The sequence below is a fragment of the Streptomyces ferrugineus genome (genome assembly GCF_015160855.1).
Classification (GTDB): domain Bacteria; phylum Actinomycetota; class Actinomycetes; order Streptomycetales; family Streptomycetaceae; genus Streptomyces; species Streptomyces ferrugineus.
In genome coordinates this window covers 1,774,322-1,800,294 of record NZ_CP063373.1, presented here as the reverse complement: position 1 = coordinate 1,800,294, position 25,973 = coordinate 1,774,322, and the positions used below count along the sequence as shown (strand labels likewise).

Sequence of the window (25,973 nt, the reverse complement as noted above, 5' to 3'; positions counted from 1 at the left end):
GAAGCCGAAGGCGGCGACGTCAGCGCCGCGCGCGGCCGTGGCCTAGAACGGCTCGAAGTCGTCGTACTCCCGGAGCGCCTCGTCCCGTTCGGCCTGCTTGTCCCGCCTCCGCTGCGCCGCCGGCCGAGGCGCCTCGAAGCGGTGGTCCTCGCCACGGCGCCCCAGCATCTCCGCACCGGCCATGAGCGTCGGCTCCCAGTCGAAGACGACGGCGTTGTCCTCGGGCCCGATGGCGACGCCGTCCCCGGCGCGGGCCCCCGCCTTCATCAACTCCTCCTCGACACCGAGGCGGCCCAGTCGGTCGGCGAGATACCCGACCGCCTCGTCGTTGTTGAAGTCGGTCTGCCGCACCCAGCGCTCGGGCTTCTCGCCCCGCACCCGGAACAGCGGCTCCCCGCCGGCCTCCTCGCGGGTCACGGTGAAGCCCGCGTCGTCGACGGCCTTCGGCCGGATCACGATCCGCGTCGCCTCTTCCTTCGGCTTCGCGGCCCGCGCCCTGGCCACCAGGTCCGCCAGCGCGAACGACAGCTCCTTCAGCCCGATGTGCGCCACCGCCGACACCTCGAAGACCCGGTAACCGCGGGCCTCCAGATCCGGCCGCACCATCTCGGCGAGGTCCTTGCCGTCGGGTACGTCGATCTTGTTCAGGACGACGATGCGCGGCCGGTTGTCCAGCCCGCCGTACTCCCGCAGCTCCGCCTCGATGACGTCCAGGTCGGAGACGGGGTCGCGGTCGGACTCCAGCGTCGCGGTGTCCAGGACGTGCACCAGCACACTGCACCGCTCGACGTGCCGCAGGAACTCCAGGCCCAGGCCCTTGCCCTGGCTGGCGCCCGGGATGAGGCCGGGGACGTCGGCGATGGTGTAGACGGTCGAACCGGCCGTCACCACACCGAGGTTGGGCACGAGGGTCGTGAAGGGGTAGTCCGCGATCTTGGGCTTCGCCGCGCTCAGCACGGAGATCAGCGAGGACTTGCCGGCGCTCGGGTACCCGACCAGCGCCACGTCGGCGACCGTCTTCAGCTCGAGGACGATGTCCTGGAGGTCCCCCGGCTCACCGAGCAGCGCGAACCCCGGCGCCTTGCGTCGCGCGGAGGCCAGCGCGGCGTTGCCGAGCCCGCCCCGGCCGCCCTGCGCGGCGACGTAGGACGTGCCGTGGCCGACCAGGTCGGCGAGGACGTTGCCGGCCTTGTCCAGCACCACCGTGCCGTCGGGCACCGGAAGGACCAGGTCCTGCCCGTCCTTGCCGGAGCGGTTGCCGCCCTCGCCGGGCTTGCCGTTGGTGGCCTTGCGGTGCGGGGAGTGGTGGTAGTCGAGCAGCGTGGTGACCGACTGGTCGACGGTGAGGATCACGTCCCCGCCACGTCCGCCGTTGCCGCCGTCGGGCCCGCCGAGCGGCTTGAACTTCTCACGGTGGACGGAGGCACAGCCGTGGCCTCCGTTACCCGCGGCGACATGCAGTTCGACGCGGTCCACGAAGGTGGTCATGGGATGTGCCTCCAGATACGTACAGGAATGTCTCTTGTTAACACGCGAAAGGCGGACCCGCCTTCCCGGAAGGGAAGTGAGGTCCGCCTCGCGAAACGCTCTACGGCGCCTGAGCCCTGAAGGGGCTGTGTCAGGCGACCGGAACGACGTTCACGACCTTGCGGCCACGGCTGGTGCCGAACTCCACCGCACCGGCCTGCAGCGCGAACAGCGTGTCGTCGCCGCCACGGCCGACGCCCGCACCGGGGTGGAAGTGGGTGCCGCGCTGGCGGACCAGGATCTCGCCCGCGTTGACGACCTGACCGCCGAAGCGCTTCACGCCGAGGCGCTGAGCGTTGGAGTCACGACCGTTACGGGTGGACGATGCGCCCTTCTTGTGTGCCATCTCTCCTCAGTCCCTTACTTCGCAGCCGCGGGGATCTCAGTGACCTTGATCGCCGTGTACTGCTGGCGGTGGCCCTGACGACGGCGGTAGCCGGTCTTGTTCTTGTAGCGCAGAATGTCGATCTTCTGGCCCTTGTGGTGGTCCACGACCTCGGCCTGGACCTTGATGCCGGCCAGCACCCACGGGTCGCTGGTCACAGCGTCGCCGTCGACAACGAGCAGGGTCGAGAGCTCGACCGTGTCGCCAACCTTGGCAGTGGAAATCTTGTCAACCTCAACGATGTCGCCGACAGCAACCTTGTGCTGGCGACCACCGCTGCGCACGATGGCGTACACGCGGATCTCACTCTCTCGCTCGGGAACGGCACCCCCGCAGTCCAGCCACCCGGCACGCGGACAGCCTCTCCGGGACACCCTGTGCTCCGGAGGAAGAGGTTTACGGGGATGTGGCGTGCCTATATCCACGGACACACCGAGGGTCAAGGTTACGGGGCCGCTGCCGAGGGGGTCAAACCGGGCCTGGCCCCGCGGGTGTGCGGCCGATCACGTGGACCGGCCGCACACCCCGCTGGTCGGCTCTCGCCGGTCAGCTTTCGTCGGTGGCGGCGGAGACCGCGGTCTTCTTCGCCGCCGACTTGGCCGCGGCCGTCTTGGTGGTCTTCGCCGCCTTCTTGGCCGTCGCCTTCTTGGCCGTCGTCTTCTTGGCGGCCGTCTTCTTGGCCGCGGTCTTCTTGGTGGCGGCCTTCTTCGCCGTCGCCTTCTTGGCCGCCTTACGGGCCGTCTTCTTGGCCGGAGCCGCCTCCTCGACGCCCTCCTCGGCGGTGGCCTGCGCCTCGGCGGCCGGAAGGACCACGACGGCCTCCTCCTCGGACGCGGTCGGCGCGGTGGCCTTGCGCACGGCACGGCGCCGCGGACGGGCCGGAGCAACGCTCTCGGCGACCGCCTCGGCCGGAGCCGCCGCGGCCTCCTCGGCCGGAGCCTCGGCCTCCGCCACCGGCTCGGGCGCCGTCAGCACGGTGGCCTCGGCCCCCGTGGGCGACCCGGCGGGCGCGGACACCTTGCGGGTGGCGCGACGCCGCGTACGCCCCTTGGGAGCGGCCTCCTCGGCGGCGGGTGCCTCGACGACCGCGTCCTCCACGGCCACCGGCTCGGCCTTCGCCTCGGCGGCCGGCTCCGGCTGCACCGGACGCTCGACCTCCTCGGCGACGGTCACGTCCTGGGCCGTGGGCACCGCCTCGGCCTTCTTCGGCGCACCCGCCGGAGCGGACACCCGGCGACCGCCACGACGCCGCGAACGACCGCCGCGTGCGGCGGCCTCCGCCTCGGCGACGCTGCTGTACAGCTCCTCGTCGGGCGCGAAGGCGGGCTCGGCGAGCGCGGCCGGCTCGGCGACCTCCGCCGCGACCTCGGCCTCGGTCTCCGCCTCCTCCTCGGCCGTCTCGACCGGCTCGGCGGCGACCGTGGCCTCGTGCACCTGCTCGGGGCCGGCACCGGCACGGGCGCGCTTCTTGCGCTTGCCGCCGCCACCGGGGGCCGTCGGCTGCTCCATGTGCACGATGACGCCGCGCCCGTTGCAGTGGACGCAGGTCTCGGAGAAGGACTCCAGCAGGCCCTGGCCGACCCGCTTGCGGGTCATCTGGACCAGGCCCAGCGAGGTCACTTCCGCCACCTGGTGCTTCGTACGGTCCCGGCCCAGGCACTCCAGCAGGCGCCGCAGCACCAGGTCCCGGTTGGACTCCAGCACCATGTCGATGAAGTCGATGACGATGATGCCGCCGAGGTCGCGCAGCCGCAGCTGGCGGACGATCTCCTCGGCCGCCTCCAGGTTGTTCCTGGTGACGGTCTCCTCGAGGTTGCCGCCCTGGCCGGTGAACTTGCCGGTGTTGACGTCGACGACGACCATCGCCTCGGTCCGGTCGATCACCAGCGAACCGCCGCTGGGCAGCCAGACCTTGCGGTCCAGCGCCTTGGCGAGTTGCTCGTCGATCCGGTACGTGGCGAAGACGTCGGCCTCACTGGTCCACTTCTGCAGCCGCTCGGCGAGGTCCGGCGCCACGTGGGACACGTACCCGTGGACGGTCTCCCAGGCGTCGGCGCCGCTGACGACGACCTTGGAGAAGTCCTCGTTGAAGATGTCCCGGACGACCCGGACGGTCATGTCCGGCTCGCCGTACAGCAGCGTCGGCGCGTTGCCGTTCTTCGACTTCTTCTGGATGTCCTCCCACTGCGCCTGCAGCCGCTCGACGTCCCGGCGCAGCTCGTCCTCGCTCGCGCCCTCGGCGGCGGTGCGCACGATGACGCCCGCGTCCTCGGGGACGATCTTCTTGAGGATGGTCTTCAGCCGGGCCCGCTCGGTGTCGGGCAGCTTGCGGCTGATGCCGGTCATGGAGCCCTCGGGGACGTACACGAGGTAACGGCCCGGCAGGGAGACCTGGCTGGTCAGACGGGCGCCCTTGTGCCCGATCGGGTCCTTGGTGACCTGCACGAGGACGGACTGGCCGGACTTGAGGGCGGACTCGATGCGCCGCGGGCCGTTGGCCATGCCCAGCGCCTCGAAGTTGACCTCACCGGCGTACAGGACGGCGTTGCGGCCCTTGCCGATGTCGATGAAGGCGGCCTCCATCGACGGCAGCACGTTCTGGACCTTGCCCAGGTAGACGTTGCCGACGTACGAGGTCGACTGCTCCTTGTTGACGTAGTGCTCGACGAGCACGTTGTCCTCGAGGACGCCGATCTGCGTGCGGTCGCCGTGCTGGCGGACGACCATCACGCGCTCGACGGCCTCGCGGCGGGCCAGGAACTCGGCCTCGGTGATGATCGGGACGCGTCGGCGGCCCTGCTCACGGCCTTCCCGGCGGCGCTGCTTCTTGGCCTCCAGGCGGGTCGAGCCCTTGATGGACTGCACCTCGTCGGACGGCTCGGCACCCTTTTCCCGCGGGGGACGGGGCTCGCGGACCTTGACGACGGTGCGCTCGGGGTCGCCCTCGCCGGGCTCGGTGTCGACGGAGGTGTCACCGGCGCGGCGACGACGGCGCCGGCGGCGCCGGCTGCTGGAGCTGGACCCGCCGCCGTCCTCGGCGCGGGCGTCGTCGGCGTCCTCTTCCTCCTGCTCGGCGGTGTCCTCGGCGTCCTGCGTCGCCTGCGCGACTGCGGCGTCCTCGGTCTCGGCGTCCGCGCCCTCGGACTCCGTGTCGGCGGCCTCGCCGCGACGACGGCGTCGGCCACCACGACGGCGGCGGCGACGCGAGCCGGTGTCCTCGGCCTCCTCGCCCTCGGCGGCCTCTTCGGCCTCCTCGGTCTCGTCCTCGGCGGCGGCCTCGGTGGTCTGGGGGGCCTCGGCCTCCTCGCCGTCACCGCCGCGCCGCCGGCGACGGCGCCTGGGGGCGGCGGCCGGCTCCTCCGGGAGCTCCTCGACGTCCTCGGTCTCCGTCCCGGCGGCGGCCTCGGCGGCGGCGCGCTCGGGCGTCTGGAACTGCGGCTCGGTGAACACCGGCGCCTGGAACACGGCCATGGCGGGCCGCGCCGGGCGCGGGGCCTCCTCGGGCTCCTGAGCGGCGGCCGTCCGAGCGGGCTCGGCGAACCCGGTGGCGGCCCGTCGGGCGACCCGACGACGGCGGCGCGGGGCGGCCTCCTCGACGGCCTCGGCGGCGGGAGCGACTCCGGCGACTCCGGCGACCGCGGCGGCCTCGGTCTCGACACCGGGGGTCACGGGGGTCTCCGCCGTCACCGGCGTCTCGACAGGGGCCTCGGCGGCCTCGTCACCGGCGGCCGGTGCGGACACGCGGCGCGTGGCACGACGACGGGTGCGACGCGGGGCGGCCTCTTCGACGGCCTCGGCAGGGGCCGCGGCCTCGGCGGGCGCCTCTGCCTCGGGGGCGGCCTCCGCCTCGGGGGCGGCCTCCGTGCTCTCCTCGGCAGCGACGTCCTCGACGGCGGCCGGTGTCTCGGTGGGCGCGGCGGCCCGACGCGTGGCACGGCGACGCGTACGAGGCGGAGCGGCCTCGGCAGGCGCTTCGGCGGTCTCGGCGGCGGCGGGGGTCTCGGCCGCCGCATCGGAATCAGCGGCACGGGTGGCGCCGGTGGCCTCGGTCACCGCGGCCTCCACCGGCTCCGGGGAACCGACGGGCGCCGACACCCGACGCGTGGCACGGCGACGCGTACGAGGCGGTGCGGCCTCCTCGGTGCTCTCCACTGCGGCTGCGGCCGGGGTCTCCTCCGCGGCCGGCGCGGCGGTCGGCGAGGGCACCACGGTCTCGGCTGCCTCGGCAGCCGCGGGCGCCCCAGCGGGGGCGGACGCGCGGCGCACCGCACGCCGACGTGGGCGACCGGCAGCGGCGGCTTCCACCGTCTCCTCGGCCGCTTCGGCTTCTTCGGCCTGCTCGGCCTCGGAAGTCACGTCGGCCTCGACGGACTCGACGCTCTCCTCCGGCATCTCGGCCTCCTCGGTCACCGCCGCGACATCCGCGGCCTCCGCGACCGGTATGGCCGGCTCGACGACCTCCGCGGCCTGCGTCTCGGCGGCTGCCGTGGGCGGTCCCGCCGGGCGGGACGCGGCACGGCGCCGACGGCGCGGCGGCAGGGTGTCGCTGGGAGTGTTCAGTTCGGAACCCTCGTTGGGTTCGGTCGGTTCGAGCATGCGGGCGTTTCTCCCGTCAGGCTCCCGGGCGCCGCGCCTGGTCCGGCAGCATGCCGGTGACGTCCGCGGCTCGCGCGGTGCGCGACTGCCGCCGTCCGGGGCGCGGGCGCCGCACGGGAGCTCTCTGTGTCCTGTCTCGCCGGTTCCGTACGCCTCATGCGTACGGCCTGGCGAAAGTCTTCTGGTCGGTGCGCTGCCCGACCCAGGTGGCTCCCGAGTACGAGGGCGGCGCTTCGACGTCCGTCCCTACGCGGAACCTTCCCTACGCGGGCGCCGTCGCGGCGGCAGCGGTCTCGGCCTCGGTTGGGGCCGTCGCTGCCTCGCGGTCGGGCGCGAGCGGGTCGGTCACCGTGCCGGTCTCTTCATCGAACAGCCCCTGCGCCAGCCTGGTCACCGCTGCGGGGACCGGCGGCGCCAGGTCGGCCACGGCGCGGAGACCGGACAGGACGTCGTCGGGTCGTACGGCAGGCGTCACGTGCCGAACAACCAGCCGCAGTATCGCACAGGGCTGGTCGGTCGGCCTATCAGCCGCCGTACTGTGCGTTTGTGTTCCGTCGGTGCTGACAAGGTCCACGACCGCGGAGCGGGCGTCGAAGGTGCGCACGCCGTTCTTGGTCATGCGCTGGACCTCGACGGTCCCGGCGGCGTTGAACGCGGCGACCGCGCGCTCGGCGTCGGCCGGGTCCACACCGTCGAGCCGCAGCTCCCAGACGGACGCCGTGAGACGGTCGGCGAGCCCGGAGGTCCGGGCCTCGACGGCGTCGACGACGTCGAGCCCGGGGGGCAGCGATTCGTCGAGGAGCACTCTCAGCTTCTCCGGATCGCGCGCTTCGGTGAGCGCGATCTCCAGGTACTCCGCCTCACTGCCCGTGCCGGTGGGTGCGGCATTGGCGTACGACACCTTCGGATGCGGCGTGAACCCCGCCGAGTACGCCATCGGCACCTCGGCACGGCGCAGCGCACGCTCGAAGGCGCGCTGGAAGTCACGGTGGCTGGTGAACCGGAGGCGGCCGCGCTTGGTGTAGCGCAGTCGGATGCGCTGCACCGCGGGTGCGGGCGGCGGGCCTTCGGGCTGTCGCTTGCCCAGTGTCGTTCAGTCCTTCGTGAGAGCGGTCGTACTGCTACCAAGAGTACGTGTCCCGCGGCCCGGAGGTTCCCGCCGGGCGACCGCCTCTCGCTGCTTCGGCTCCCCGAACAGCATCCGCCGGACGTCGGCGCGGGCCTGCCGTACGGACTCGCGGGCGGCGGCGAGGGCCTGCCGGGTGGCCCGGCCCACGGTGCGGGCGGCCTCGGCGACGGGGCGCAGGACCGTGTCCCGGACGACGTGGCCGATCGGTGTGAGCACCGTGCGGTACACCCAGCGCACCGGCTCGACGAAGATCCACCGGAAGAGGTTCGCGAGGAACCGTCCGACGGCGAGCGAGATCCGCCCGGCGACCCGCCAGGCGTGTGCGAGGGCGTCCCGGATCTCCCGGCCGACGACGGCGAGCGCGCGTCCGACGGGGGCGAGCACCCAGCGGTACAGGGCCTGCGCGGGCAGGACGAACAGCACGCGCGCGGTCCAGTACAGGGCGATCCCGATGCCGGTGACGACGGTGCTCACGAGCCGCACGAGCCCCTTCGCGCACCAGGCGATCGCCCGCCCGACCGGCGTAAGGATCCACTCGTACGCCCAGCGGGCGGGGACGACGAGGAGATACCGCACGAGCCACGCCACGACGCCGAAGACGCCGAGCCCGATCACGGCGAGCACCGTGCCGAGCCCCTTGAGGACCCACGTCACCGCGTGCCCGATCGGCGTGAGCACGCGCGCGTACAGCCACGCCAGCCCGGCCCCGATCCCCCGCGCGACCCACGCGCACGCGTGCCCCACGGGAGTCAGTGCATACCGGTACAGCCACACCGCCGGTACGACGAAGAGCACGTTCCCCAGCCGGGCGAGCCCCTTGGCCACGGGCACGACGACATACCGCCACAGCGCCACGAACGGCCACACGAACAGGGCCCGGCCGAACCACAGCAGCGCCCGGCCGAGCGGCCGGAGCACCGTGTCGTTCAGGAAGCGCCCGGCGACGACGAGCGCGTCCCACACCATCCGCACCGGCACGACCAGGACGAGCACGACGATCCGCACCGGGATGCGGATCGCGACCACCAGGCACCCCTCGGGCTCCTGGCGGCGCGGTGGCGGCTTTTCGAGATCCATACCGTGGTAGACGCCGGTGCGACCTGGGCGGATGCAGGTCCCGGACACGATCCGGCAACTACTGCGCGTGTGCCGTCAGCAGCCCCGCCAGCAGTGCCGTACGCGTGGGGACGTGGTCGAGCAGGACGTGTTCGTGGCGGGCGTGGGCGCCGCCGCCGACCGCGCCGAGGCCGTCGAGGACGGGGCGGCCGAGCGCGGCGACGAAATTGCCGTCGCTCGCTCCGCCGACGGAGGTCTCCGCGAGCCGCCACCCCAGTTCGCCGGCGATCGACTGCGCCTGCTTGAACAGGAGCTGGGAGCCGGGGCCGGGCACCATGGGCGGGCGGTTCCAGCCGCCGGTGACGGTGACCCTGACCCGGGGGTCGGCGGCGCGCAGCGCGGCCAGCCCCGCGTCGATCCTGGCCGCCTCGGCGGGTACGGCGATGCGTACGTCGATGCCGCAGTGGGCGCGCCCGGCGATGACGTTGGTGCCCGTACCGCCGCCGATCAGGCCGACGTTGACGGTGGTGCCGCGCTCCCGGGAGGCCAGGGCGGCGATCCGGCTGACCAGTTCGGCGAGGGCGTGCACCGCGCTCGCGCCCGCGCATGGATCGAGGCCCGCGTGCGCCTCCACGCCCCGCACCGTCACCTCGAACAGCCCGACGCCCTTGCGGGACGTCTTCAGCGCCCCCTCCTGCCCGGCCGACGCCTCGCACACCAGCGTGGCCGCCGCGTCCTCGCTCAGCCGCTCGATGTGCGGGCGGGAGGCGGGGCTGCCGATCTCCTCGTCGCCGTTGAGGAACAGCCGTACGGCGGGGCGCGGCAGGTCCAGCTCGCGCAGCAGCCGCAGCGCCCAGACGGCCTGCACCAGGCCGCACTTCATGTCGAAGGCGCCCGGCCCGCTCGCCGAGCCGTCGTCGGTCACCCGGAACGGCCACTCGGCGAGGGTGCCGGCCGGCCACACGGTGTCGTAGTGGCACAGCACCAGCACGGTGGCGGGCGCCGTGCCCTCGTACAGCAGCTCCAGCATGTCGCCGTGCGGGCCGCCGTCGTACCGCCGGGCCAGGTCGGGCGGGCCGAGCCGCCGGTGCGTCCACTCCTCCACGGCCGCGAGGCCCCGGTCCAGCAGTTCCTTGTCATGGCTGGGGGTTTCCAGCTCGACCAGGGTGCGCAGGTCGCCGGTGATCTCGGGCAGGGCGGTGCGGGCCAGGGACTCTATACGGCGCGGGGACACAGGCGGCTCTCCTCATCATGACGGGACGGCGAGGGGGGTCAGCGGACGGGAACTCCGGAGGTCAGCGGACGGGAACTCCCGGGCCCAGCGGGATGCCGAGGGCCCACCACGCGTAGAACAGCAGCGTCCAGGCCGCGAGCATGGTCAGGCACAGCGGCAGGGTCAGGGAGAGCAGCGTGCCGATGCCGGCCGAGCGGCGGTAGCGCTGGACGACGCCCAGGGTCATGACGAAGTAGGCGCTCATCGGGGTGGCCGCGTTGGTGCAGGAGTCGGCGATGCGGTAGACCGCCTGGGTCACCTCGGGCGGGATGTCGAGGAGCATGAACATCGGCACGAACACCGGGCCGACCAGGGCCCATTGGGCGGAGCCGCTGGTGACCAGGAGGTTGATCACCGTGCACACGAGCAGGATGCCGAGGAACGCCCATGGTCCGGTGATGCCGGCCGACTTCAGCAGGTCGGCGCCCCGGATCGCCATGACCTCGCCGACGCCGGTCCACTTGAAGTAGGCCAGGAACTGGGAGATCGCGAAGAACAGCACCAGGATCGGCGCCATCTCACGCAGCCCCTTCGCCATGTGGTCGGGGATGTCCCGGCCGCCGCGCACGGTGCCCACGGCCCGTCCGTACACCGCGCCCGCGATCAGGAACGCCACCGCGAGCACCACCGCGATCCCGGTCAGCACCGGCGACTGCACGACGCTGCCGCCCTCGCCCCGCAGCGGCGAGGAGCCCGGGATCATCGCCGCGACGATGACCGCGACGTACGCCAGCACCGCCCAGCCGGCGTGGCGCAGCCCGCGTCGCTCGTCGGCGCCGAGGGTCAGGGAGTCACCGGGGGCCGCCGCGGTCTGCGGGGCATCCGGCTCTTCCTCCTCCGGCATGGCCGCCACGCGCCGGGCGATGACCTTCTCCGTGACGACGGTGATGACCACGGCCAGCACCAGCGACGACCCGATGGAGAAGAAGTAGTTGGACAGCGGATTGACCACGTGGTCCGGGTCGACGGTCTGCGCGGCGGCGGTGGTGAGCCCGGCGAGCACGGCGTCGGTCGGGGTGACCAGCGGGCTCGCGTCGTACCCGGCGGACACCGACACGAAGGCCACGACGGCGCCGAGCATCGGGCTGCGGCCCACGGCCCGGAAGGCCAGCGCGCCGAGCGGCACCAGCACCACATAGGCCGCGTCGGAGGCGACGTGCGCGACCATCGCGGTGAACGCCAGCGTGAACGTCAGCCAGCGGGCCGGGACCCGGGCGACGGCGCCCCGCAGCATCGCCGGGAGCATGCCCGACCGGTCGGCGACGGCGACGCCGAGCATGACGACCAGGATCGTGCCGAGCGGCGGGAAGGTGGCGTAGTTGGTCACCGCGTCGTCGATCACCATGCGCAGCCCGTCGCCCGAGACGAGACTGCGGACGGTGACCGTCTTGCCGGTGGTGGGGTTCGGCGCGGAGGCGCCGGCGGCGGACAACGCCCAGCTGACGAGGGCGAGCAGGACGCTGAGCACGCCGAACAGCCAGAAGGGATGGGGGAGTTTGTTGCCCAGTCGCTCGATGCGCACGAGTAGGGCCATCAGCCCCGTGAGCGGGGCCTGTTCGGTGGTCTGGTTGGAAGCCACCCCTCCATTGACCACCCTCCTGATGGATTCATGCAAGAAGGCATCCATTTTCGAGCGTATCGTTCACAGAAAATCAACGCTCTGACCGATTCGATCCGAGACGGGATGCACCACCATGTACGGCATGTCGCTCCTGGACGACGACGATCTCGACCTCGTCGCCGCGCTCCAGCACGCCCCGCGCGCCCCGCTGAGCCTGCTCGCGGAGGTCCTGGGCGTGTCGGCGAGCACCGTGGGACGGCGGCTGGCCCGGCTGGAGTCGGACCGGCTGCTGCGGGTGATCGGCCAGCTCGACTGGTCGGTGTCCGGCGAGGGCCACCCCTGGCACGTCTGGGTGACGGCGGAACCCGGCCGCGCCTCCGAAGTCGCCGGCCGTCTCGCCGCGTTGCCCGGCACCACTCTGGTCGCCGTCACCGCCGGCCAGGCGGACGTGTACTGCTCGGTCCTGCCCGAACGCCGCGCCGCCGTGCGGGATCTGCTCGCCCGGAGCATCCCCGCCACCCCCGGCGTGCGCTCGGCCCGCTCCGAACTCGTCCTGTCCGCCACCACCAAGTCCGACGCCTGGCGCCTGCCCCGCCTGACCGAGGACCAGATCCACCGCCTCACCGCCCACGCGGCCCAGGACACCCCCACGTCCGCCCCGCCCACCCCCGGCACCCTCACTCCCGACGAACTGCGCGCCCTGCGCCTGCTCGCCACCGACGGCCGTACGACCGCCGCCCAGATCTCCCGCCGGCTGGACCTCGGCCGGTCCACGGCCTACCGGCTGACCCAGTCCCTGCTCCAACGCGGCCTGGTCCGCCCGAGGGTGGAGATCGAACCCTCGCTCCTCGGCTACGCGCTGGAGGCGGTCGTCGCCCTGACTGTCTCCCCCGGCGCGATCACCAAGGTGGCCGAAGCCCTCACCGGCCACCCGTCCGCCCGCTACGTCTCCACCACCGCGGGCCACTCCTGCGTGGTCCACCAGGGCGTCTTCCGCGACGAGCACGGCCTGGCCCACTTCCTCACCCACGACCTCGCCGAACTCCCCGGTGTGACCTCCTTCGACGTCTCGATCGTCCTGGAGGCCCTGCGCCGCCACTGGCTGGACCGCGCGTCGGGGCGCCTGGCCGCCGCCGCGGACGCGACGGACGCCCCGACGAGCGGGCTTCCTTGAGATGCGTCCCACGCCTCATCGCCGTGCCAGCAGCTCCATCGCTTTGTCGGCGATCGTGGGGGGAGCCGGTCCCGCGTCGAGCGCGGCTCCCCGCTCGTCCGGTTCGAGGGGTTCGAGCGCGGCGAGCTGGGAGTCGATCAGCGTCTTCGGCATGAAGTGGCCGGTGCGGCGGCCGATCCGCTCCTCCAGCACCTCCTGACCGGCCGTCAGATGCAGGAAGAAGGCGCCGGGACAGGCCGCTCGCAGGGTGTCCCGGTAGCGCCGCTTCAGCGCGGAGCAGGCGACCACGCAGCCGGTGCCGGCCACGTCGCCCTCGCGCAGCCTGCGGCCGATGGCCTCCAACCAGGGCTGCCGGTCGGCGTCGTCGAGCGGGACACCGGCCGACATCTTGGCGATGTTGGCCGACGGGTGCAGGTCGTCGGCCTCCGCGAAGGGGATGTCCAGCCTCTTCGCGAGCAGTCGGGCCGTCGTCGTCTTGCCGGTGCCGGAGACTCCTATGACCACGATGCACGGGGGGCGGGAGTGGGTGCTCGGGGACATCGCGGCGCCTTCCCTCACGAGACCGGCGGGGCCGCCGGCTCGTGGAGCAGGTCCTCTCTCCGCTGCGGGCCGTCCCCGTACCGCTCGCGTGGCGGCGGCCCCGCCGAGCCGGCCGGGTACTCCTCCAGCGGAACAAGGTCCTTGTCCCAGGCCGACAGTACGGGCTCGACGACCCGCCACGCCTCCTCGGCCTCGTCGCCGCGGATCGACAGGACGGGGTCCCCCGTCAGGACGTCCAGCAGGAGTCGGCCGTAGGCGGGCAGGCCGGGCGGTCCCATCTGTGCGGTCAGCGAGAGCGGGGTGAGTTCGTGGGCGTGGGCTCCGATGCCCGTCACGTCGAGGGTCAGTCCTTCCGGCTCCAGGTTGAAGCGGAGCACGTTGGGCAGGGCCTCGCCGCTGTGGCCGAAGGGCAGGTGCGGCACCGAACGGAAGCGCACCGCCACCTCCTTGCGGTCCGCCCCGAGTGCCTTGCCGCTGCGGAGCCGGAACGTGGTTCCGGCCCAGCGCCAGCTGTCCAGTTCCAGCTCCACCTCGGCGAACGTCTCGGTACGGCGCTCAGGGCTCACGCCTTCCTCGTCGACGTACGCGGGAATGTCGCGGCCGCCGATCCTGCCGGGCAGATAGCGCGCGCGGCGGGTGCGGTGCACCACGTCGTACTCGGTCAGCAGCCGCACCGACCGCAGTACGTCGACCTTCCGGTCGCGCAGGTCCCGCTCGCCCAGGGTGATCGGCGGTTCCATGGCCACCAGGCAGAGCAACTGCAGCAGATGGTTCTGGATCATGTCCTTGAGCGCCCCGACATGGTCGTAGTAGCCGGCCCTGCCCTCCAGGGCGAGGGTCTCGTCCCAGACGATCTCCACCTCGGCGATGTGGGTGCTGTTCCAGATGGGCTCAAGGACCCGGTTGGCCAGACGGCTGCCGAGCACGTTCTGGACGGTCGTCATGGCCAGGAAGTGGTCGACCCGGAACACCGCCTGCTCCGGCACCAGTTCGGCGAGCAGCCGGTTCAGCTCCTGCGCGCTCGCCAGGTCCTCGCCGAACGGCTTCTCCAGCACGACCCGGCTGCCGGCCGGCAGTCCCGCCTCGTGCAGCGCGGTGATCACGGGCGGGAACAGCGCCGGGGGAAGGGCGAGGTAGACGGCCACGGGTCCGTCGCCGGCGATGGCCGCGGCGACGTCGGCGGGGTCGGTGACATCGGCCCGCAGATAGCGGGCCGACGCCTGGACCGCTTCCCTGGCCTCGGCCGGAAGGTGCGCGCCGTGCCGGTCGAACTGGGCGGCGATCCACTCCCGGTACTTCTCGCTACTCCAGTCCTCCCTGCCGGCGCCGGTCAGTTGCAGCGGGCCGCCGAGCTGCCCCGCCGCCTCGAGCGCGGCCAGCGCCGGCAGCAGGAAGCGCGCGGTCAGGTCCCCCGTGGCGCCGAAGACGGCGAGCCGGCGGATCACCGTCGCCCTCCCGCCCTCGCGCGGGCGAGGTTCACCCCGCTGGCGATGACCCCGATATGGCTGAACGCCTGAGGGAAGTTGCCCATGAACTCTCCTGTGGACGGGTTGATCTGCTCCGACAGCAGCCCCAGCGGGCTCGCCCGGGCACACAGCGAGGCATACAGTTCCTCGGCCTCGTCGATCCGGCCCTGACCGACCAGGTTGTCGACCAGCCAGAAGCTGCACAACACGAACGCGCCCTCGTCACCGGCCAGGCCGTCGGGCGACTCCTTGTGCAGATAGCGGTAGAGCAGCCCGTCGCCCGCCGACAGCCGCTCGGCGACGGCCGTGGCGGTCGCCACCATCCGCGGATGATCGACCGGCACCACCTGGCGCAGCGGGAGCGCGAGCAGGCTGGCGTCCAGGGTGCCGCCGCCGTCGAGGTGTGCGCTGAGGGTCTGCGCGGTCTCGTCCCAGGACTGCTCCAGGATGAGCCGGCTCAGCCGATCGGCCGAGGCACGCCACTGGGCGACGCGCCCGGGCAGCCCGAACCGCTGCCCCATCCGCGCGGCCCGGTCCAGCGCCACCTGGCACAGCCCGGCCGAGTAGGTGAACGCCCGGCCCTCGCTGCGCACCTCCCAGATGCCCTGGTCCGGCTCCCGCCAGGCCCGCTCCGCGGCATCGGCCAGCTCGGCCAGGCCGGCCCACAGCGCGGGCTGGATCTCGCCGCCGCTGCCCAGCCACTGGTCGGCGCAGTCGAGGATCTCTCCGTATACGTCGTGCTGGCGCTGGTCGGCCGCGCCGTTTCCCCAGCGCACTGGGGCGGAGCGCCGGTAGCCCTCCAGTTCGCCGTCCTCGACCTCGTCGGGCACCGGTTCGCCCCGGAGGTCGTACATGATCCGGGGCTGTCGGCTGTACTCGAAGGCGTCGAGGACCCAGCCGAGGAAGGAGTCGGCCTCGCCGCGGAAGCCGATGCGGCGCAGGGCGAACACCGCGAACGCGGCATCGCGGATCCAGGCGTAGCGGTAGTCCCAGTTGCGGATTCCGCCGATCGGGGCGGGCAGGGAGGAGGTGGGTGCCGCGACCAGGGAGCCGTTGGCCCAGTCGTCGCACAGTTTCAGCGTCAGTGCGGCCCGCCTGACCAGGGGTTCCTCGGGTCCGTCGTAGGCGAAGTGGCGCATCCAGCGGCGCCATGAGTCGACGGTTCCCCGCAGCGTGGCGTCGGTGTCGAGCCGGTGGTGGCGGTGGAAGCGGCCCCAGGACAGCACGAGATCGAGGCGGTCGCCCTGCTGCAGGTCGTGGGTGCTGTGCAGGCCGGTCAGGGGACGGTTGGACCGTAGGTGGAGCCGCAGGTCCGGACGCCGGGAGGGCCGCACCTCCAGTCCGCTGAACAGCGCCTGCGCCCGCGCACCGCCGCGCGGCTCCAGTTCCGCGCGCAGGCGGACGTGCCCGGCCAACACGACTGCCGAACGCACGAGTTCGGACCGGTCGGCCGGTGCGTCGTCGGTCAGGTCGGCGCCGGAGCGCAGGGCCAGCGCATCGGTGACGCGCACCGTGCCGGTGCGGCCGCGCAACTCGGTGGTGAGTACGCCGGTGTCCGGTTCGTAGCGCTGCCGCGCCTCCACCAGGTCCTCCGGCGCCAGGGTGAAGTGCCCGCCTCGCGCATGGTCCAGCAAGCCGCAGAAGACGGGTTCGGCGTCGAACCGGGGCACGCACATCCACGGGATGGATCCGTCCAGGCCGACCAGCGCGGTGGTCGCGCCGTCCCCGATCAGACCGAGGTCCTCCAGCGGCGGATAGCCCTCCCGCCTGCGGATCGGCCGGAACGGTGGGTCGGGGTGGTGCATGCCGCCTCGCTTCCGCAGCGCCGAGTTCAACCGTGCGATCCGGAGGGGTGATCCGGAGGTGTGATCCGGAGGTGCCCCTCTAAAAACTGATCATCACCTTCACGACGTCTTCGAGCTTCTTGTCCGCGACCTCGAAGGCTCGTTCCATGTCGTCGAAGTCGAACTCGTGGGTCGTCATGTGCGACGGGTCGACGCGGCTGGTCTCCAGCAGTCGCAGCAGCCGCTCCATCCGCAGTCTCCCGCCGGGGCAGAGTCCCGTGGTGATGGTCTTGTCGGCCATGCCGACGCCCCATTCGACGCGCGGGATACGGACGAACTCGCCCTCGCCGAAATAGCCGGTGTTGGAGATCGTGCCGCCGGGCTTGGTGATCTTGACCGCGGTCTGGAAGGTCACATCCGCGCCGAGTGCCTCGACGGCGGTGTCGACTCCCTGCCCGTCGGTCAGCTCAAGGATCCGCTCGACGACGTCCTCCTTGGTGAAATCGACGACCTCGTCCGCGCCGTACATCTGCGCGAGCTTCTGCCGGCTGGGGACCGACTCGACCCCGATGACGAGGCCGGCGCCGCAGAGCCTGGCCCCCGCGGTCACCATCAGACCGACCGGCCCCTGCGCGAGAACGGCCACGGTGCCACCCATCGGGATGTTTCCGTTCTCGGCGCCCATGAATCCGGTGGAGAGCATGTCGGCGCAGTAGACCGCCGCCGCGTCGGGGATGCCGTCGGGGATTCTCGCGAGATTGGCGTCGGCGTCGTTCACATGAAAGAACTCGGCGAAGACCCCGTCCTTTGAGTTGGCGAACTTGAAGCCGCCGAGCGGCGCCCCGGACTGCGAGGGGTAGCCGTTCTGAGAAGCCAGGTCGCCCCAGTCGGGAGTGATGGCGCCGGCCAGCACGCGGTCGCCGGGCTGGAAGTCCTTCACCTCACTGCCCACGGCGTCCACGACGCCCACCGCTTCATGGCCCAGCGTCAGGTTCTCCCGGGGCCCGATGCCACCCTGCACGGTGTGGGAGTCGGAGGTACAGATGAGGGCTCGGGTCGTGCGTACGAGGGCGTCGCCCGGACCCAGATGCGGGACGGGCTTCTCCATGAACCCCACACGCCCGATCTCCTTCATCACGAATGTCTTCAACTGCCCGTCCTCCCGTCGATGCACCACATCACGCCGCTCTCACCGCCACGTTTCCGGCGATCGTGCCGGATCGCGACCCGGCCGCTCCGGCGGTGGTGCGTTCCAGTGAAAACAGGGGCCGCTCGGCGCACACGGGAGTTACTGCCGTCCCCGGTCACGGACCACGACGACCGGACAGTCGGCGTGCTGAGCGCAGTGCTGGGCGACGGACCCCAACAGCAACCCCGCGAAGCCCCCGAGCCCCCGGCTGCCGACGACGAGCAGAGAAGCGTCACGGGACGCACGGAGCAGCACACTGGCGGGAGTGCCGTAATGCACCGCCGTACGCACCTCTACGGGTGGCTGGGCTCCCACCGTCTCGCCGACAACTCGTGCGAGGTCCTCACGCGCCCGGTCCTCCAGAGCCCCTTCATCGCTGCTCGACGGGGGCAGCCAGCCGAGCGCGCCGTGAAACTGCGGCATGTCCCAGGCCGTCATCGCCTCCACCACCCCACGGGTGAGCTCCGCCTGACGCACCGCCCAGCGAAGGGCCTGCTTCGACGAGTCCGAGCCGTCCACCCCGACCACGATGCGATCCGACTCCTCACGCTGGCCGGCCATGGGCTCTCCTCGACTCGACGTTGGGTCCACTGGCCCCAGCCTCATGCCGACCGCACGGTACGCGCAGCCCGACAGGTCCGGATGGGGCCGAGTCGGCAGCCTGCGCCGACGCCGCCGCCCGACCCGAGGGTCAGTCGCCCGAGTGGCCCCCGAAATGAATCTCCTGGGGACGGCCCTGCTCGTCGTGCGGTACGGCGCACCGTCCGACCCACCGGGCCCGCGGGAACACGCCGAAGTCCCCGACATGCGCACGGGTCAGCTTCTCGGCACCCAACAGCTCGCGCGCCTCCTCGGCGGCCACGGGTTCCACCGCGCCGCAGTCCGGGATGCCGTCAGGCCCCACGACACGGCCCACAGCTCCTCCAGCGACTGCGGCGGCGGTGGGGGCGGTGACGGCGATTGACGTCCGGAGGTGGTCCCCCGCCGGGCTCGCCATCAGGTCCGCGACTCACCTCAGTGCGCATGCCCACTCGGCGCCGGCGCCGCGTTCTTGACCGTAAGAGGCAGCAGCTTCTTCCCGGTCGGCCCGATTTGGATGGCCGTGTCCATCTGCGGGCAAACCCCACAATCGAAGCACGGCGTCCACCGGCAGTCCTCGACCTCGGTCTCGTCGAGGGCGTCCTGCCAGTCCTCCCAGAGCCAGTCCTTGTCGAGGCCCGAGTCCAGGTGGTCCCAGGGGAGGACCTCCTCGTACGTGCGCTCGCGCGTCGTGTACCAGTCGACGTCCACGCCGAAGGGCGCAAGGGCCTTGTCGGCGCAGCTCATCCAGCGGTCGTACGAGAAGTGCTCGCGCCAGCCGTCGAAGCGGCCGCCGTCGTCGTAGACCGCGCGGATGACGGCGCCGATACGGCGGTCGCCGCGGGAGAGGAGGCCCTCGACGATGCCGGGCTTGCCGTCGTGGTAGCGGAAGCCGATCGAGCGGCCGTACTTCTTGTCGCCGCGGATCTTGTCGCGGAGCTTCTCCAGGCGGGCGTCCGTCTCCTCGGCGGAGAGCTGTGGGGCCCACTGGAAGGGGGTGTGGGGCTTGGGGACGAAGCCGCCGATCGAGACGGTGCAGCGGATGTCGTTGGACCTCGACACCTCGCGGCCCTTGGCGATCACGTTCATCGCCATGTCGGCGATCTGGAGGACGTCGTCGTCCGTCTCCGTCGGCAGGCCGCACATGAAGTACAGCTTCACCTGGCGCCAGCCGTTGCCGTAGGCGGTGGCGACGGTCCGGATCAGGTCCTCCTCGGAGACCATCTTGTTGATGACCTTGCGCATGCGCTCGCTGCCGCCCTCGGGGGCGAAGGTCAGGCCGGAGCGGCGGCCGTTCCTCGTCAGCTCGTTCGCCAGGTCGACGTTGAAGGCGTCCACACGGGTGGAGGGGAGGGACAGGCCGATCTTGTCCTCCTCGTAGCGGTCGGCCAGGCCCTTCGCGATGTCGCCGATCTCCGAGTGGTCGGCCGACGACAGGGACAGCAGGCCGACCTCCTCGAAGCCCGTCGCCTTCAGGCCCTTGTCGACCATCTCGCCGATGCCGGTGATGGAGCGCTCGCGCACCGGGCGGGTGATCATGCCGGCCTGGCAGAAGCGGCAGCCGCGGGTGCAGCCGCGGAAGATCTCCACCGACATGCGCTCGTGGACCGTCTCGGCCAGCGGGACCAGGGGCTGCTTGGGGTACGGCCACTCGTCGAGGTCCATGACGGTGTGCTTGGACACACGCCACGGGACACCGCTCTTGTTCGGTACGACACGGGCGATACGGCCGTCGGGGAGGTACTCGACGTCGTAGAACGCCGGGATGTACACCGAGCCGGTCTTCGCGAGGCGGAACAGGACCTCCTCGCGGCCGCCCGGCTGCCCCTCCGCCTTCCACCTGCGGATGATCTCCGTCATGTCCAGCACGGCCTGCTCGCCGTCGCCGATGATCGCCGCGTCGATGAAGTCGGCGATCGGCTCGGGGTTGAAGGCCGCGTGGCCGCCGGCCAGGACGATCGGGTCGTCGACGGTCCGGTCCTTGGACTCCAGGGGGATGCCGGCCAGGTCCAGGGCCGTGAGCATGTTCGTGTAGCCCAGTTCGGTGGAGAAGCTGAGCCCCAGCACGTCGAAGGCCTTCACCGGGCGGTGGCTGTCCACCGTGAACTGCGGGACGCCGTGCTCCCGCATCAGCGCCTCCAGGTCCGGCCACACGCTGTACGTGCGCTCGGCGAGGACGCCCTCCTGCTCGTTCAGCACCTCGTAGAGGATCATGACGCCCTGGTTGGGCAGCCCGACCTCGTACGCGTCCGGGTACATGAGCGCCCAGCGGACATCACAGGACTCCCACGGCTTGACCGTGGAATTGAGTTCTCCGCCGACGTATTGGATCGGCTTCTGCACATGCGGGAGCAGAGCTTCGAGCTGCGGGAACACGGACTCGGCGGCCGCAGCGGCTTCGGCAGGCATCTCGCGAACCTTCGTGAGCTGGACTGAACTGACAGGGGTGACCATCCAGCCTAACGCGACCGCGAGGGTCCTCCGTACGCCCGCGACGCCCGCCGCACCTCCAGGGCGCCGGTGGCCTCAGACGGCCGACCCGGCTTTCATCTCCGCCCAGGCCTGGGGCAGCGCCGCCTCGTCGGCCGCCGCGCGCTGCTCCTCCCTGCCGTAGAGCAGCCCGTAGGTGAACGCGCTCTCCCCCGCCGCATGCGCCTGCCGCGCCAGCTCCCGCAGGGCCTCCCGGGTCATCACGCTGTCCTGGTGGTCGCCGAGCAGGTTCTGCAGGGACTTCATCGACTTCACCAGCTTCCCGGCCCGGTCCCCGAGCGCCGGTACCGCCGACTCCGCCGCGTACCGGGTCCGCTTCGCCTTCTTGCGCGCCTCGTGCAGCGCCAGGTCGCGGTCCGCTCCGGGTTCGAGTTCGAGGGCGTGCTCGACCAGCCGGGACAGCTTGGCGAAGTCCGTGCGTACGACCTTGCCGATCACCTTCTCCGGCTGTCCGGCGGCCGCCTTCAGCAGGGGCGGCTCGGCCACCAGCGCGTCGAGGGTGTCGAGGAGCTGCAGATACCTTTTGCCGTCCAGTACGTTCATCAGCCGCCGGCGTGAACCGCCCCGCCTGGCGTTCGACCAGGTGCGCAGCCGGGTGCGCACGGGCCCGGAGAGCAGGGTCCGCGGCAGTTCGCCGATGGCCGCCGTCAGCCGCTCGGTCAGCACCTCCTGGTCCCGGTCGACGCCCAACTCCCCGGCCAGCCACTTCAGCTCCTCGCCGATCGGGTCGGTCACCTCCCGGTCGAGGACCTTGCCGTACGACCTGAAGGCGCTGCGCATCCGCCGGGTGGCGACCCGCATCCGGTGCACGGAGTCGTACACGTCGCGCCGCACCGCCGGGTCGAGTTCGACGATGGCGTCCCGCTGGGCACGGAGGTAGGCGAGCACATGATCACCGGCGGTGGTCGGCTCCTTGGCCGCCCGGGCCTTCTTGCCGCGCTTCTTCTTCGGCGCGGTCTCCTCCAGCGCCCTTTGCAGCTTCGACGCCGACGAAGAGGGCCGTACGCCCGCCTTCCTCAGCCGCTTCTCGACCTTGTCCAGGAACACCGGATCGTTGCCGTCGGCCAGCTCCACCTCGATCTCGGTCCACTGGACGGTGCCGCCGCCCCCGTGGAGCCGCTCGGCCCGTACCGCGTCCACGCTGACCTCGGCCAGCAGCCGGCCCTCTGCGTCCACCAGGTCGCGCACATCGCGGTCGGAGCGCAGCCGGACCACGGGCACCAGCTCGGTCTCCCGGACCCGGGAACGGACCAGCCCCGCGAGCGTCCGGGGCAGATGGTCGGACAGCGGGGCCTGGATCTCGTCCCGCACGCCCCGTGCGACGGGGAACTTCAGATGCCAGCCGGCGTCGGCGCCACCGGTTCTGCGGCGCAGGGTGATCGATGAGGCGGCGAGGCGTTCGTCCGGGGTGTCGTAGTAGGTGGCGTCCAGCTGCGCTACACCCTTGTCGACAACGGTCGCGACACCGGCGACACCGGTCAGATCGGGCAGGCCACTGTCGTCGGATTCGTACTTACGCTCGATTTCGCGCTTCGTGTCCGCCATGACCCGAATCTAGTGGGAGTCACGACCCGACGACAGGGCTTACCAGCCATGAACCCCGAGGAAACGGACGATGACGGCACGGAAACGACGCGTGGAACCCGCCCTCAAGCCGACATCGGACGCTGCACCCGGATCGACTGCAGCAACCCCACCGCCACCCACACCGCGAACATCGACGATCCGCCGTACGACACGAACGGCAGCGGCAGACCCGTCACCGGCATGATCCCCAGCGTCATCCCGATGTTCTCGAACGACTGGAAGGCGAACCACGCCACGATCCCGGCCGCCACGATCGTCCCGTACAGCTCGGTCGTCTCACGTGCGATACGGCAGGCCCGCCACAGGATCACGCCCAGGAGGACGATGATCAGCCCGCCGCCGACGAAGCCCAGCTCCTCCCCCGCCACCGTGAAGACGAAGTCGGTCTGCTGCTCCGGCACGAACTGCCCGGTGGTCTGCGAGCCGTTGAACAGCCCCGCGCCCGTGAGCCCGCCGGAACCGATCGCGATACGGGCCTGGTTGGTGTTGTAGCCGACGCCCGCCGGGTCGAGCTCGGGGTTGGCGAAGGCCGCGAAACGGGCGATCTGGTAGTCGTCCAGGACGCCCAGCTGCCAGACCGCGATCGCGCCGATCGTCCCCGTCCCGATCAGTCCGAAGACCCAGCGGTTGGAGGAGCCGGAGGCGAGCAGCACGCCCAGCACGATCACCACCATGACCATGACCGAGCCGAGGTCGGGCATCAGCAGCACGATCAGCATCGGTACCGTGGCCAGCCCCAGCGCCTGCATCACCGTGCGGTGGTCGGGGTACTGCTTGTCGCCCGCGTCCACTCTCGCCGCCAGCAGCATCGCCATGCCCAGGATGATCGTGACCTTCACGAACTCCGAGGGCTGCAGCGAGAAGCCGCCGGGGAGCTTGATCCAGGAGTGGGCGCCGTTGATGGTGGAGCCGAGCGGGGTGAGTACCAGCAGGATCAGGAAGACCGAGGCGCCGTACAGGATCGGCACCGCCGTGCGCAGTGTGCGGTGCCCCAGCCATACGGTGCCGACCATCAGCGTCAGCCCGATGCCGGTGTTCAGGACGTTCCGGACCAGGAAGTAGTACTGGTCGCCCTGGTTGAGTTCGGTGCGGTTGCGGGTCGCCGAGAAGACGAGGAGCGTGCCGAGCAGCGACAGGGCCAGCGCCGACAGCAGCATCGGCCAGTCGAGCCGGCGGGCGAGCGAGTCACGGGCGAACAGACGGGTCCAGCCCGCCCGTTCCGGCCCGTACCCGGAGACCTGGAAACTGTTGGCCCCGGTCATGTGAGCGTCCTCCGGCTTTTGCGCTTACGGCCCCCGCGTCGCCTGCGCCGGGTGTCCCGGTTCTCGCCCGTCGGCGTCGCCACCGTCCCGGCGAGCTGCTGCTCGTCCGGCGCCTTCTCGCCCTCCTGGCTGGCCCGCTGCTCCTTCGCCGGGTCCTTGGCGATCTTCGGCGAGGTGATGGTGCCGTCGGTGCGGACCTTCGGCAGGTTCTTCTGCGGCGCCGGCAGCAGCGCGTTCTTCTTGTTGATCGTGCCGTCGTCGGAGACGCCGTACAGCGCGTCGTAGATGTTGCGCACGGCCGGACCCGAGGCGCCGGAACCCGTACCACCCTGGGAGATCGTCATGACGATCGAGTAGTCCTTGGTGTACGTCGCGAACCACGAGGTCGTCTGCTTGCCGTAGACCTCCGCGGTACCGGTCTTGGCGTGCATCGGGATCTTGTCCTGCGGCCAGCCGACCTGTGCGAACCGCCAGGCGGCGGTACCGCGGGTGGCGACGCCCGCGAGGGCGTCGTCCATCTCGGCCAGCGTCTTGCGGCTTATGGGCAGCTTGCCGTGCGACTTGGGCTCGATCTCCTGCACGGTCTTGCCGTCGGCGCTGACCACGGCCTTGCCGACGGTGGGGTCGTAGAGGGTGCCGCCGTTGGAGATGGCCGAGTAGATGGTGGCCATCTGGATGGGGGTGACGAGGGTGTCGCCCTGTCCGATGGAGTAGTTGACGGAGTCACCGGCGCGCATGCGGTTGCCTTCGAGGCAGTTCTCGTAGGCGATCTTCTCGGCGTACGAGCCGTCCTTCTTGCCGTACTTGCACCAGGCGTCCTTGTTGGCCTTCCAGTAGTCCTGCTTCCACTGGCGGTCGGGGACGCGGCCGGTGACCTCGTTGGGCAGGTCGATGCCGGTCTCCGCACCGAGGCCGAACTGGTGGGCCGTCTTGTAGAACCAGTCGTTGGCGTTCTTCTTCGGCTTGGTGCCGCCGTCGCGCTTCCACTCCTGGTGCGAGAGCCGGTAGAAGACGGTGTCGCAGGAGACCTCCAGCGCACGGCCGAGGCTGATCGGGCCGTACCCCTTGGACTCGAAGTTCTTGAAGACCTGGCCGCCGATCGAGTACGAGCTGGAGCATTCGTAGGGGCCGTCGAAGGAGTACCCGGCGTTGACCGCGGCCGCCGTCGGGATGACCTTGAAGATCGAGCCAGGTGCCGACTGGCCCTGGATGGCCCGGTTGAGCAGCGGGTAGTTGGAGTCCTTGCCGGTGAGCTTCTTGTAGTCCTTGGCGGAGATTCCGCCGATCCAGGCATTCGGGTCGTACGTCGGGTTGGACGCCATGGCGACGATGCGGCCGGTCTTGGCCTCCATCACCACGACAGCGCCGGAGTCGGCCTTGTACGGCTTGTTGGTGTTGCGGTCCCACTCCTTGCGGGCCTGCTTCATCGCCTCGTTCAGCTCGTACTCGGCGACCCGCTGCACACGGGCGTCGATGCTGGTGACGAGGTTGGAGCCGGGCTGCGCGTCATCGGCCTGGGCCTGGCCGATGACGCGGCCGAGGTTGTCGACCTCGTAGCGGGTGACGCCCGCCTTGCCGCGCAGTTCCTTGTCGTACTGGCGCTCCAGGCCGGAACGGCCGACCCGGTCGGAGCGCAGATAGGGCGAGTCGGTGTCCTTGGCCTTCTGGATCTCCTCGTCGGTGACCGGGGAGAGATAGCCGAGGACCTGGGCGGTGTTGGACTCGCCGGGGCCCGGATAGCGGCGCACGGCCTGGGGCTCGGCGGTGATGCCGGGGAAGTCCTCGGCGCGCTCACGGATCTGCAGGGCCTGCTTGGCGGTGGCCTCGTCGGTGATGGGGATCGGCTGGTACGGCGAGCCGTTCCAGCACGGCTGCGGGGTTTCGGCGTCGCACAGCCGGACCTTCTCCATGACGTCCGCGGGCTTCATGCCCAGCACGCCGGCCAGCTTGGTCAGCACGCCCTTGCCGTCGTCCGGCATCTTCAGCAGGTCGGTGCGGGAGGCCGACACCACCAGCCGTGTCTCGTTGTCGGCGAGCGGCACTCCGCGCGCGTCCAGGATCGAGCCGCGCACGGCGGGCTGCACGACCTGCTGGACGTGGTTGCCGGACGCCTCCTTGGCGTAGGCCTCGCCCTCGCGGATCTGGAGGTACCACAGGCGTCCGCCGAGGGTGCCCAGCAGGGAGAGGACGAGGATCTGGATGACGATGAGCCGGATCTGGACGCGTGGCGTCCGGCCGGTCTCGGGGATGTTGGTCACTGCGCTGCCTCCTCCTCTCAGTGCGAGTACCAGTGCGGATACGACTGTGTGCGTTCGACTGGTGAACGTCCGGCCCGCATGGCCCGGTTCCTCCCGGCCTCACCCGTCCGGGTGAAC

19 protein-coding genes are annotated in these 25,973 nt (G+C 71.4%); 1 reads left to right on the top strand and 18 read right to left on the bottom strand.

Features of this window, described 5'->3' with window-relative positions; genetic code table 11:
• Nucleotides 1-42 precede the first annotated feature (42 nt).
• The 8 genes from obgE to IM697_RS08190 all read right to left on the bottom strand — a co-directional run bounded on the left by obgE (nucleotide 43) and on the right by IM697_RS08190 (nucleotide 11,545).
• Nucleotides 43-1,488, bottom strand: coding sequence for a GTPase ObgE (gene obgE / locus IM697_RS08225; protein ID WP_194046090.1), 1,446 nt, complete (start codon nucleotides 1,486-1,488; stop codon nucleotides 43-45).
• A gap of 130 nt (nucleotides 1,489-1,618) precedes the next feature.
• Nucleotides 1,619-1,873, bottom strand: coding sequence for a 50S ribosomal protein L27 (gene rpmA / locus IM697_RS08220; RefSeq protein ID WP_193473216.1), 255 nt, complete (start codon nucleotides 1,871-1,873; stop codon nucleotides 1,619-1,621).
• Nucleotides 1,874-1,887: 14 nt separating this feature from the next.
• Nucleotides 1,888-2,208, bottom strand: a complete 321-nt coding sequence (rplU, locus tag IM697_RS08215) for a 50S ribosomal protein L21 (RefSeq protein WP_004931419.1) — start codon at nucleotides 2,206-2,208, stop codon at nucleotides 1,888-1,890.
• A 250-nt stretch (nucleotides 2,209-2,458) separates the two neighbouring features.
• A complete protein-coding gene (locus tag IM697_RS08210; protein WP_194046088.1) occupies nucleotides 2,459-6,508 on the bottom strand; it encodes an Rne/Rng family ribonuclease in 4,050 nt (1,349 codons plus the stop codon).
• Nucleotides 6,509-6,770: 262 nt separating this feature from the next.
• The gene (locus tag IM697_RS08205; protein WP_194046087.1) at nucleotides 6,771-7,553 is read right to left on the bottom strand and encodes a TIGR03936 family radical SAM-associated protein; all 783 of its coding nucleotides are present in this window, start codon (nucleotides 7,551-7,553) and stop codon (nucleotides 6,771-6,773) included.
• A 48-nt stretch (nucleotides 7,554-7,601) separates the two neighbouring features.
• Nucleotides 7,602-8,714, bottom strand: a complete 1,113-nt coding sequence (locus IM697_RS08200) for a hypothetical protein (protein ID WP_194046085.1) — start codon at nucleotides 8,712-8,714, stop codon at nucleotides 7,602-7,604.
• Between the two features lie 58 nt (nucleotides 8,715-8,772).
• A complete protein-coding gene (locus tag IM697_RS08195) occupies nucleotides 8,773-9,927 on the bottom strand; it encodes a M20 family metallopeptidase (protein WP_194046083.1) in 1,155 nt (384 codons plus the stop codon).
• Nucleotides 9,928-9,988: 61 nt separating this feature from the next.
• Entirely contained in the window at nucleotides 9,989-11,545 is a 1,557-nt protein-coding gene (locus IM697_RS08190) for an AbgT family transporter (protein ID WP_228044565.1), read from the bottom strand.
• A gap of 124 nt (nucleotides 11,546-11,669) precedes the next feature.
• On the opposite strand from IM697_RS08190, the gene IM697_RS08185 reads away from it, so the two are divergent.
• Complete coding sequence (locus IM697_RS08185; protein WP_194046081.1) at nucleotides 11,670-12,701, top strand: Lrp/AsnC family transcriptional regulator; 1,032 nt, start codon at nucleotides 11,670-11,672, stop codon at nucleotides 12,699-12,701.
• A gap of 15 nt (nucleotides 12,702-12,716) precedes the next feature.
• On the opposite strand, the gene IM697_RS08180 is transcribed toward IM697_RS08185, so the two are convergent.
• From IM697_RS08180 to mrdA, 10 genes are all read right to left on the bottom strand, one after another.
• Nucleotides 12,717-13,241, bottom strand: coding sequence for a gluconokinase (locus tag IM697_RS08180; RefSeq protein WP_194046079.1), 525 nt, complete (start codon nucleotides 13,239-13,241; stop codon nucleotides 12,717-12,719).
• A 14-nt stretch (nucleotides 13,242-13,255) separates the two neighbouring features.
• Nucleotides 13,256-14,686: a glucose-6-phosphate dehydrogenase gene (locus tag IM697_RS08175; protein ID WP_194046077.1), complete on the bottom strand. Its 1,431-nt coding sequence runs from the start codon at nucleotides 14,684-14,686 to the stop codon at nucleotides 13,256-13,258.
• Nucleotides 14,683-16,512: a glycoside hydrolase family 15 protein gene (locus IM697_RS08170; protein ID WP_194046075.1), complete on the bottom strand. Its 1,830-nt coding sequence runs from the start codon at nucleotides 16,510-16,512 to the stop codon at nucleotides 14,683-14,685. The genes IM697_RS08175 and IM697_RS08170 overlap by 4 nt, the downstream gene beginning before the upstream one ends.
• A 79-nt stretch (nucleotides 16,513-16,591) precedes the next feature.
• A complete protein-coding gene (locus IM697_RS08165) occupies nucleotides 16,592-17,641 on the bottom strand; it encodes an NAD(P)-dependent alcohol dehydrogenase (protein WP_194046073.1) in 1,050 nt (349 codons plus the stop codon).
• 138 nt (nucleotides 17,642-17,779) lie between these two features.
• Nucleotides 17,780-18,241 carry a universal stress protein gene (locus IM697_RS08160; protein WP_194046071.1) on the bottom strand — a complete coding sequence of 154 codons (462 nt, stop codon included), beginning with the start codon at nucleotides 18,239-18,241 and terminating at the stop codon, nucleotides 17,780-17,782.
• 130 nt (nucleotides 18,242-18,371) lie between these two features.
• Nucleotides 18,372-18,584: a hypothetical protein gene (locus tag IM697_RS08155; protein ID WP_228044563.1), complete on the bottom strand. Its 213-nt coding sequence runs from the start codon at nucleotides 18,582-18,584 to the stop codon at nucleotides 18,372-18,374.
• A 110-nt stretch (nucleotides 18,585-18,694) separates the two neighbouring features.
• Nucleotides 18,695-20,668 carry a TIGR03960 family B12-binding radical SAM protein gene (locus tag IM697_RS08150; protein WP_194046066.1) on the bottom strand — a complete coding sequence of 658 codons (1,974 nt, stop codon included), beginning with the start codon at nucleotides 20,666-20,668 and terminating at the stop codon, nucleotides 18,695-18,697.
• 117 nt (nucleotides 20,669-20,785) lie between these two features.
• Nucleotides 20,786-22,294 carry a CYTH and CHAD domain-containing protein gene (locus tag IM697_RS08145; RefSeq protein WP_194046065.1) on the bottom strand — a complete coding sequence of 503 codons (1,509 nt, stop codon included), beginning with the start codon at nucleotides 22,292-22,294 and terminating at the stop codon, nucleotides 20,786-20,788.
• Nucleotides 22,295-22,398: 104 nt separating this feature from the next.
• Nucleotides 22,399-23,598, bottom strand: coding sequence for a rod shape-determining protein RodA (rodA, locus tag IM697_RS08140; RefSeq protein ID WP_194046064.1), 1,200 nt, complete (start codon nucleotides 23,596-23,598; stop codon nucleotides 22,399-22,401).
• On the bottom strand, nucleotides 23,595-25,856 hold the full coding sequence (gene mrdA, locus IM697_RS08135; protein ID WP_194046063.1) for a penicillin-binding protein 2: 2,262 nt from the start codon (nucleotides 25,854-25,856) through the stop codon (nucleotides 23,595-23,597). The genes rodA and mrdA overlap by 4 nt, the downstream gene beginning before the upstream one ends.
• Nucleotides 25,857-25,973: the final 117 nt, after the last annotated feature.

What these genes read in the sequence shown, in the direction of transcription:
- obgE (WP_194046090.1), bottom strand. Translation starts at nt 1,488, where the DNA reads ATGACCACCTTCGTGGACCGCGTCGAACTGCATGTCGCCGCGGGTAAC.
- rpmA (WP_193473216.1), bottom strand. Translation starts at nt 1,873, where the DNA reads ATGGCACACAAGAAGGGCGCATCGTCCACCCGTAACGGTCGTGACTCC.
- IM697_RS08210 (WP_194046088.1), bottom strand. Translation starts at nt 6,508, where the DNA reads ATGCTCGAACCGACCGAACCCAACGAGGGTTCCGAACTGAACACTCCC.
- IM697_RS08200 (WP_194046085.1), bottom strand. Translation starts at nt 8,714, where the DNA reads ATGGATCTCGAAAAGCCGCCACCGCGCCGCCAGGAGCCCGAGGGGTGC.
- IM697_RS08185 (WP_194046081.1), top strand. Translation starts at nt 11,670, where the DNA reads ATGTCGCTCCTGGACGACGACGATCTCGACCTCGTCGCCGCGCTCCAG.
- IM697_RS08180 (WP_194046079.1), bottom strand. Translation starts at nt 13,241, where the DNA reads ATGTCCCCGAGCACCCACTCCCGCCCCCCGTGCATCGTGGTCATAGGA.
- IM697_RS08170 (WP_194046075.1), bottom strand. Translation starts at nt 16,512, where the DNA reads ATGCACCACCCCGACCCACCGTTCCGGCCGATCCGCAGGCGGGAGGGC.
- IM697_RS08160 (WP_194046071.1), bottom strand. Translation starts at nt 18,241, where the DNA reads ATGGCCGGCCAGCGTGAGGAGTCGGATCGCATCGTGGTCGGGGTGGAC.
- IM697_RS08150 (WP_194046066.1), bottom strand. Translation starts at nt 20,668, where the DNA reads ATGCCTGCCGAAGCCGCTGCGGCCGCCGAGTCCGTGTTCCCGCAGCTC.
- IM697_RS08145 (WP_194046065.1), bottom strand. Translation starts at nt 22,294, where the DNA reads ATGGCGGACACGAAGCGCGAAATCGAGCGTAAGTACGAATCCGACGAC.
- rodA (WP_194046064.1), bottom strand. Translation starts at nt 23,598, where the DNA reads ATGACCGGGGCCAACAGTTTCCAGGTCTCCGGGTACGGGCCGGAACGG.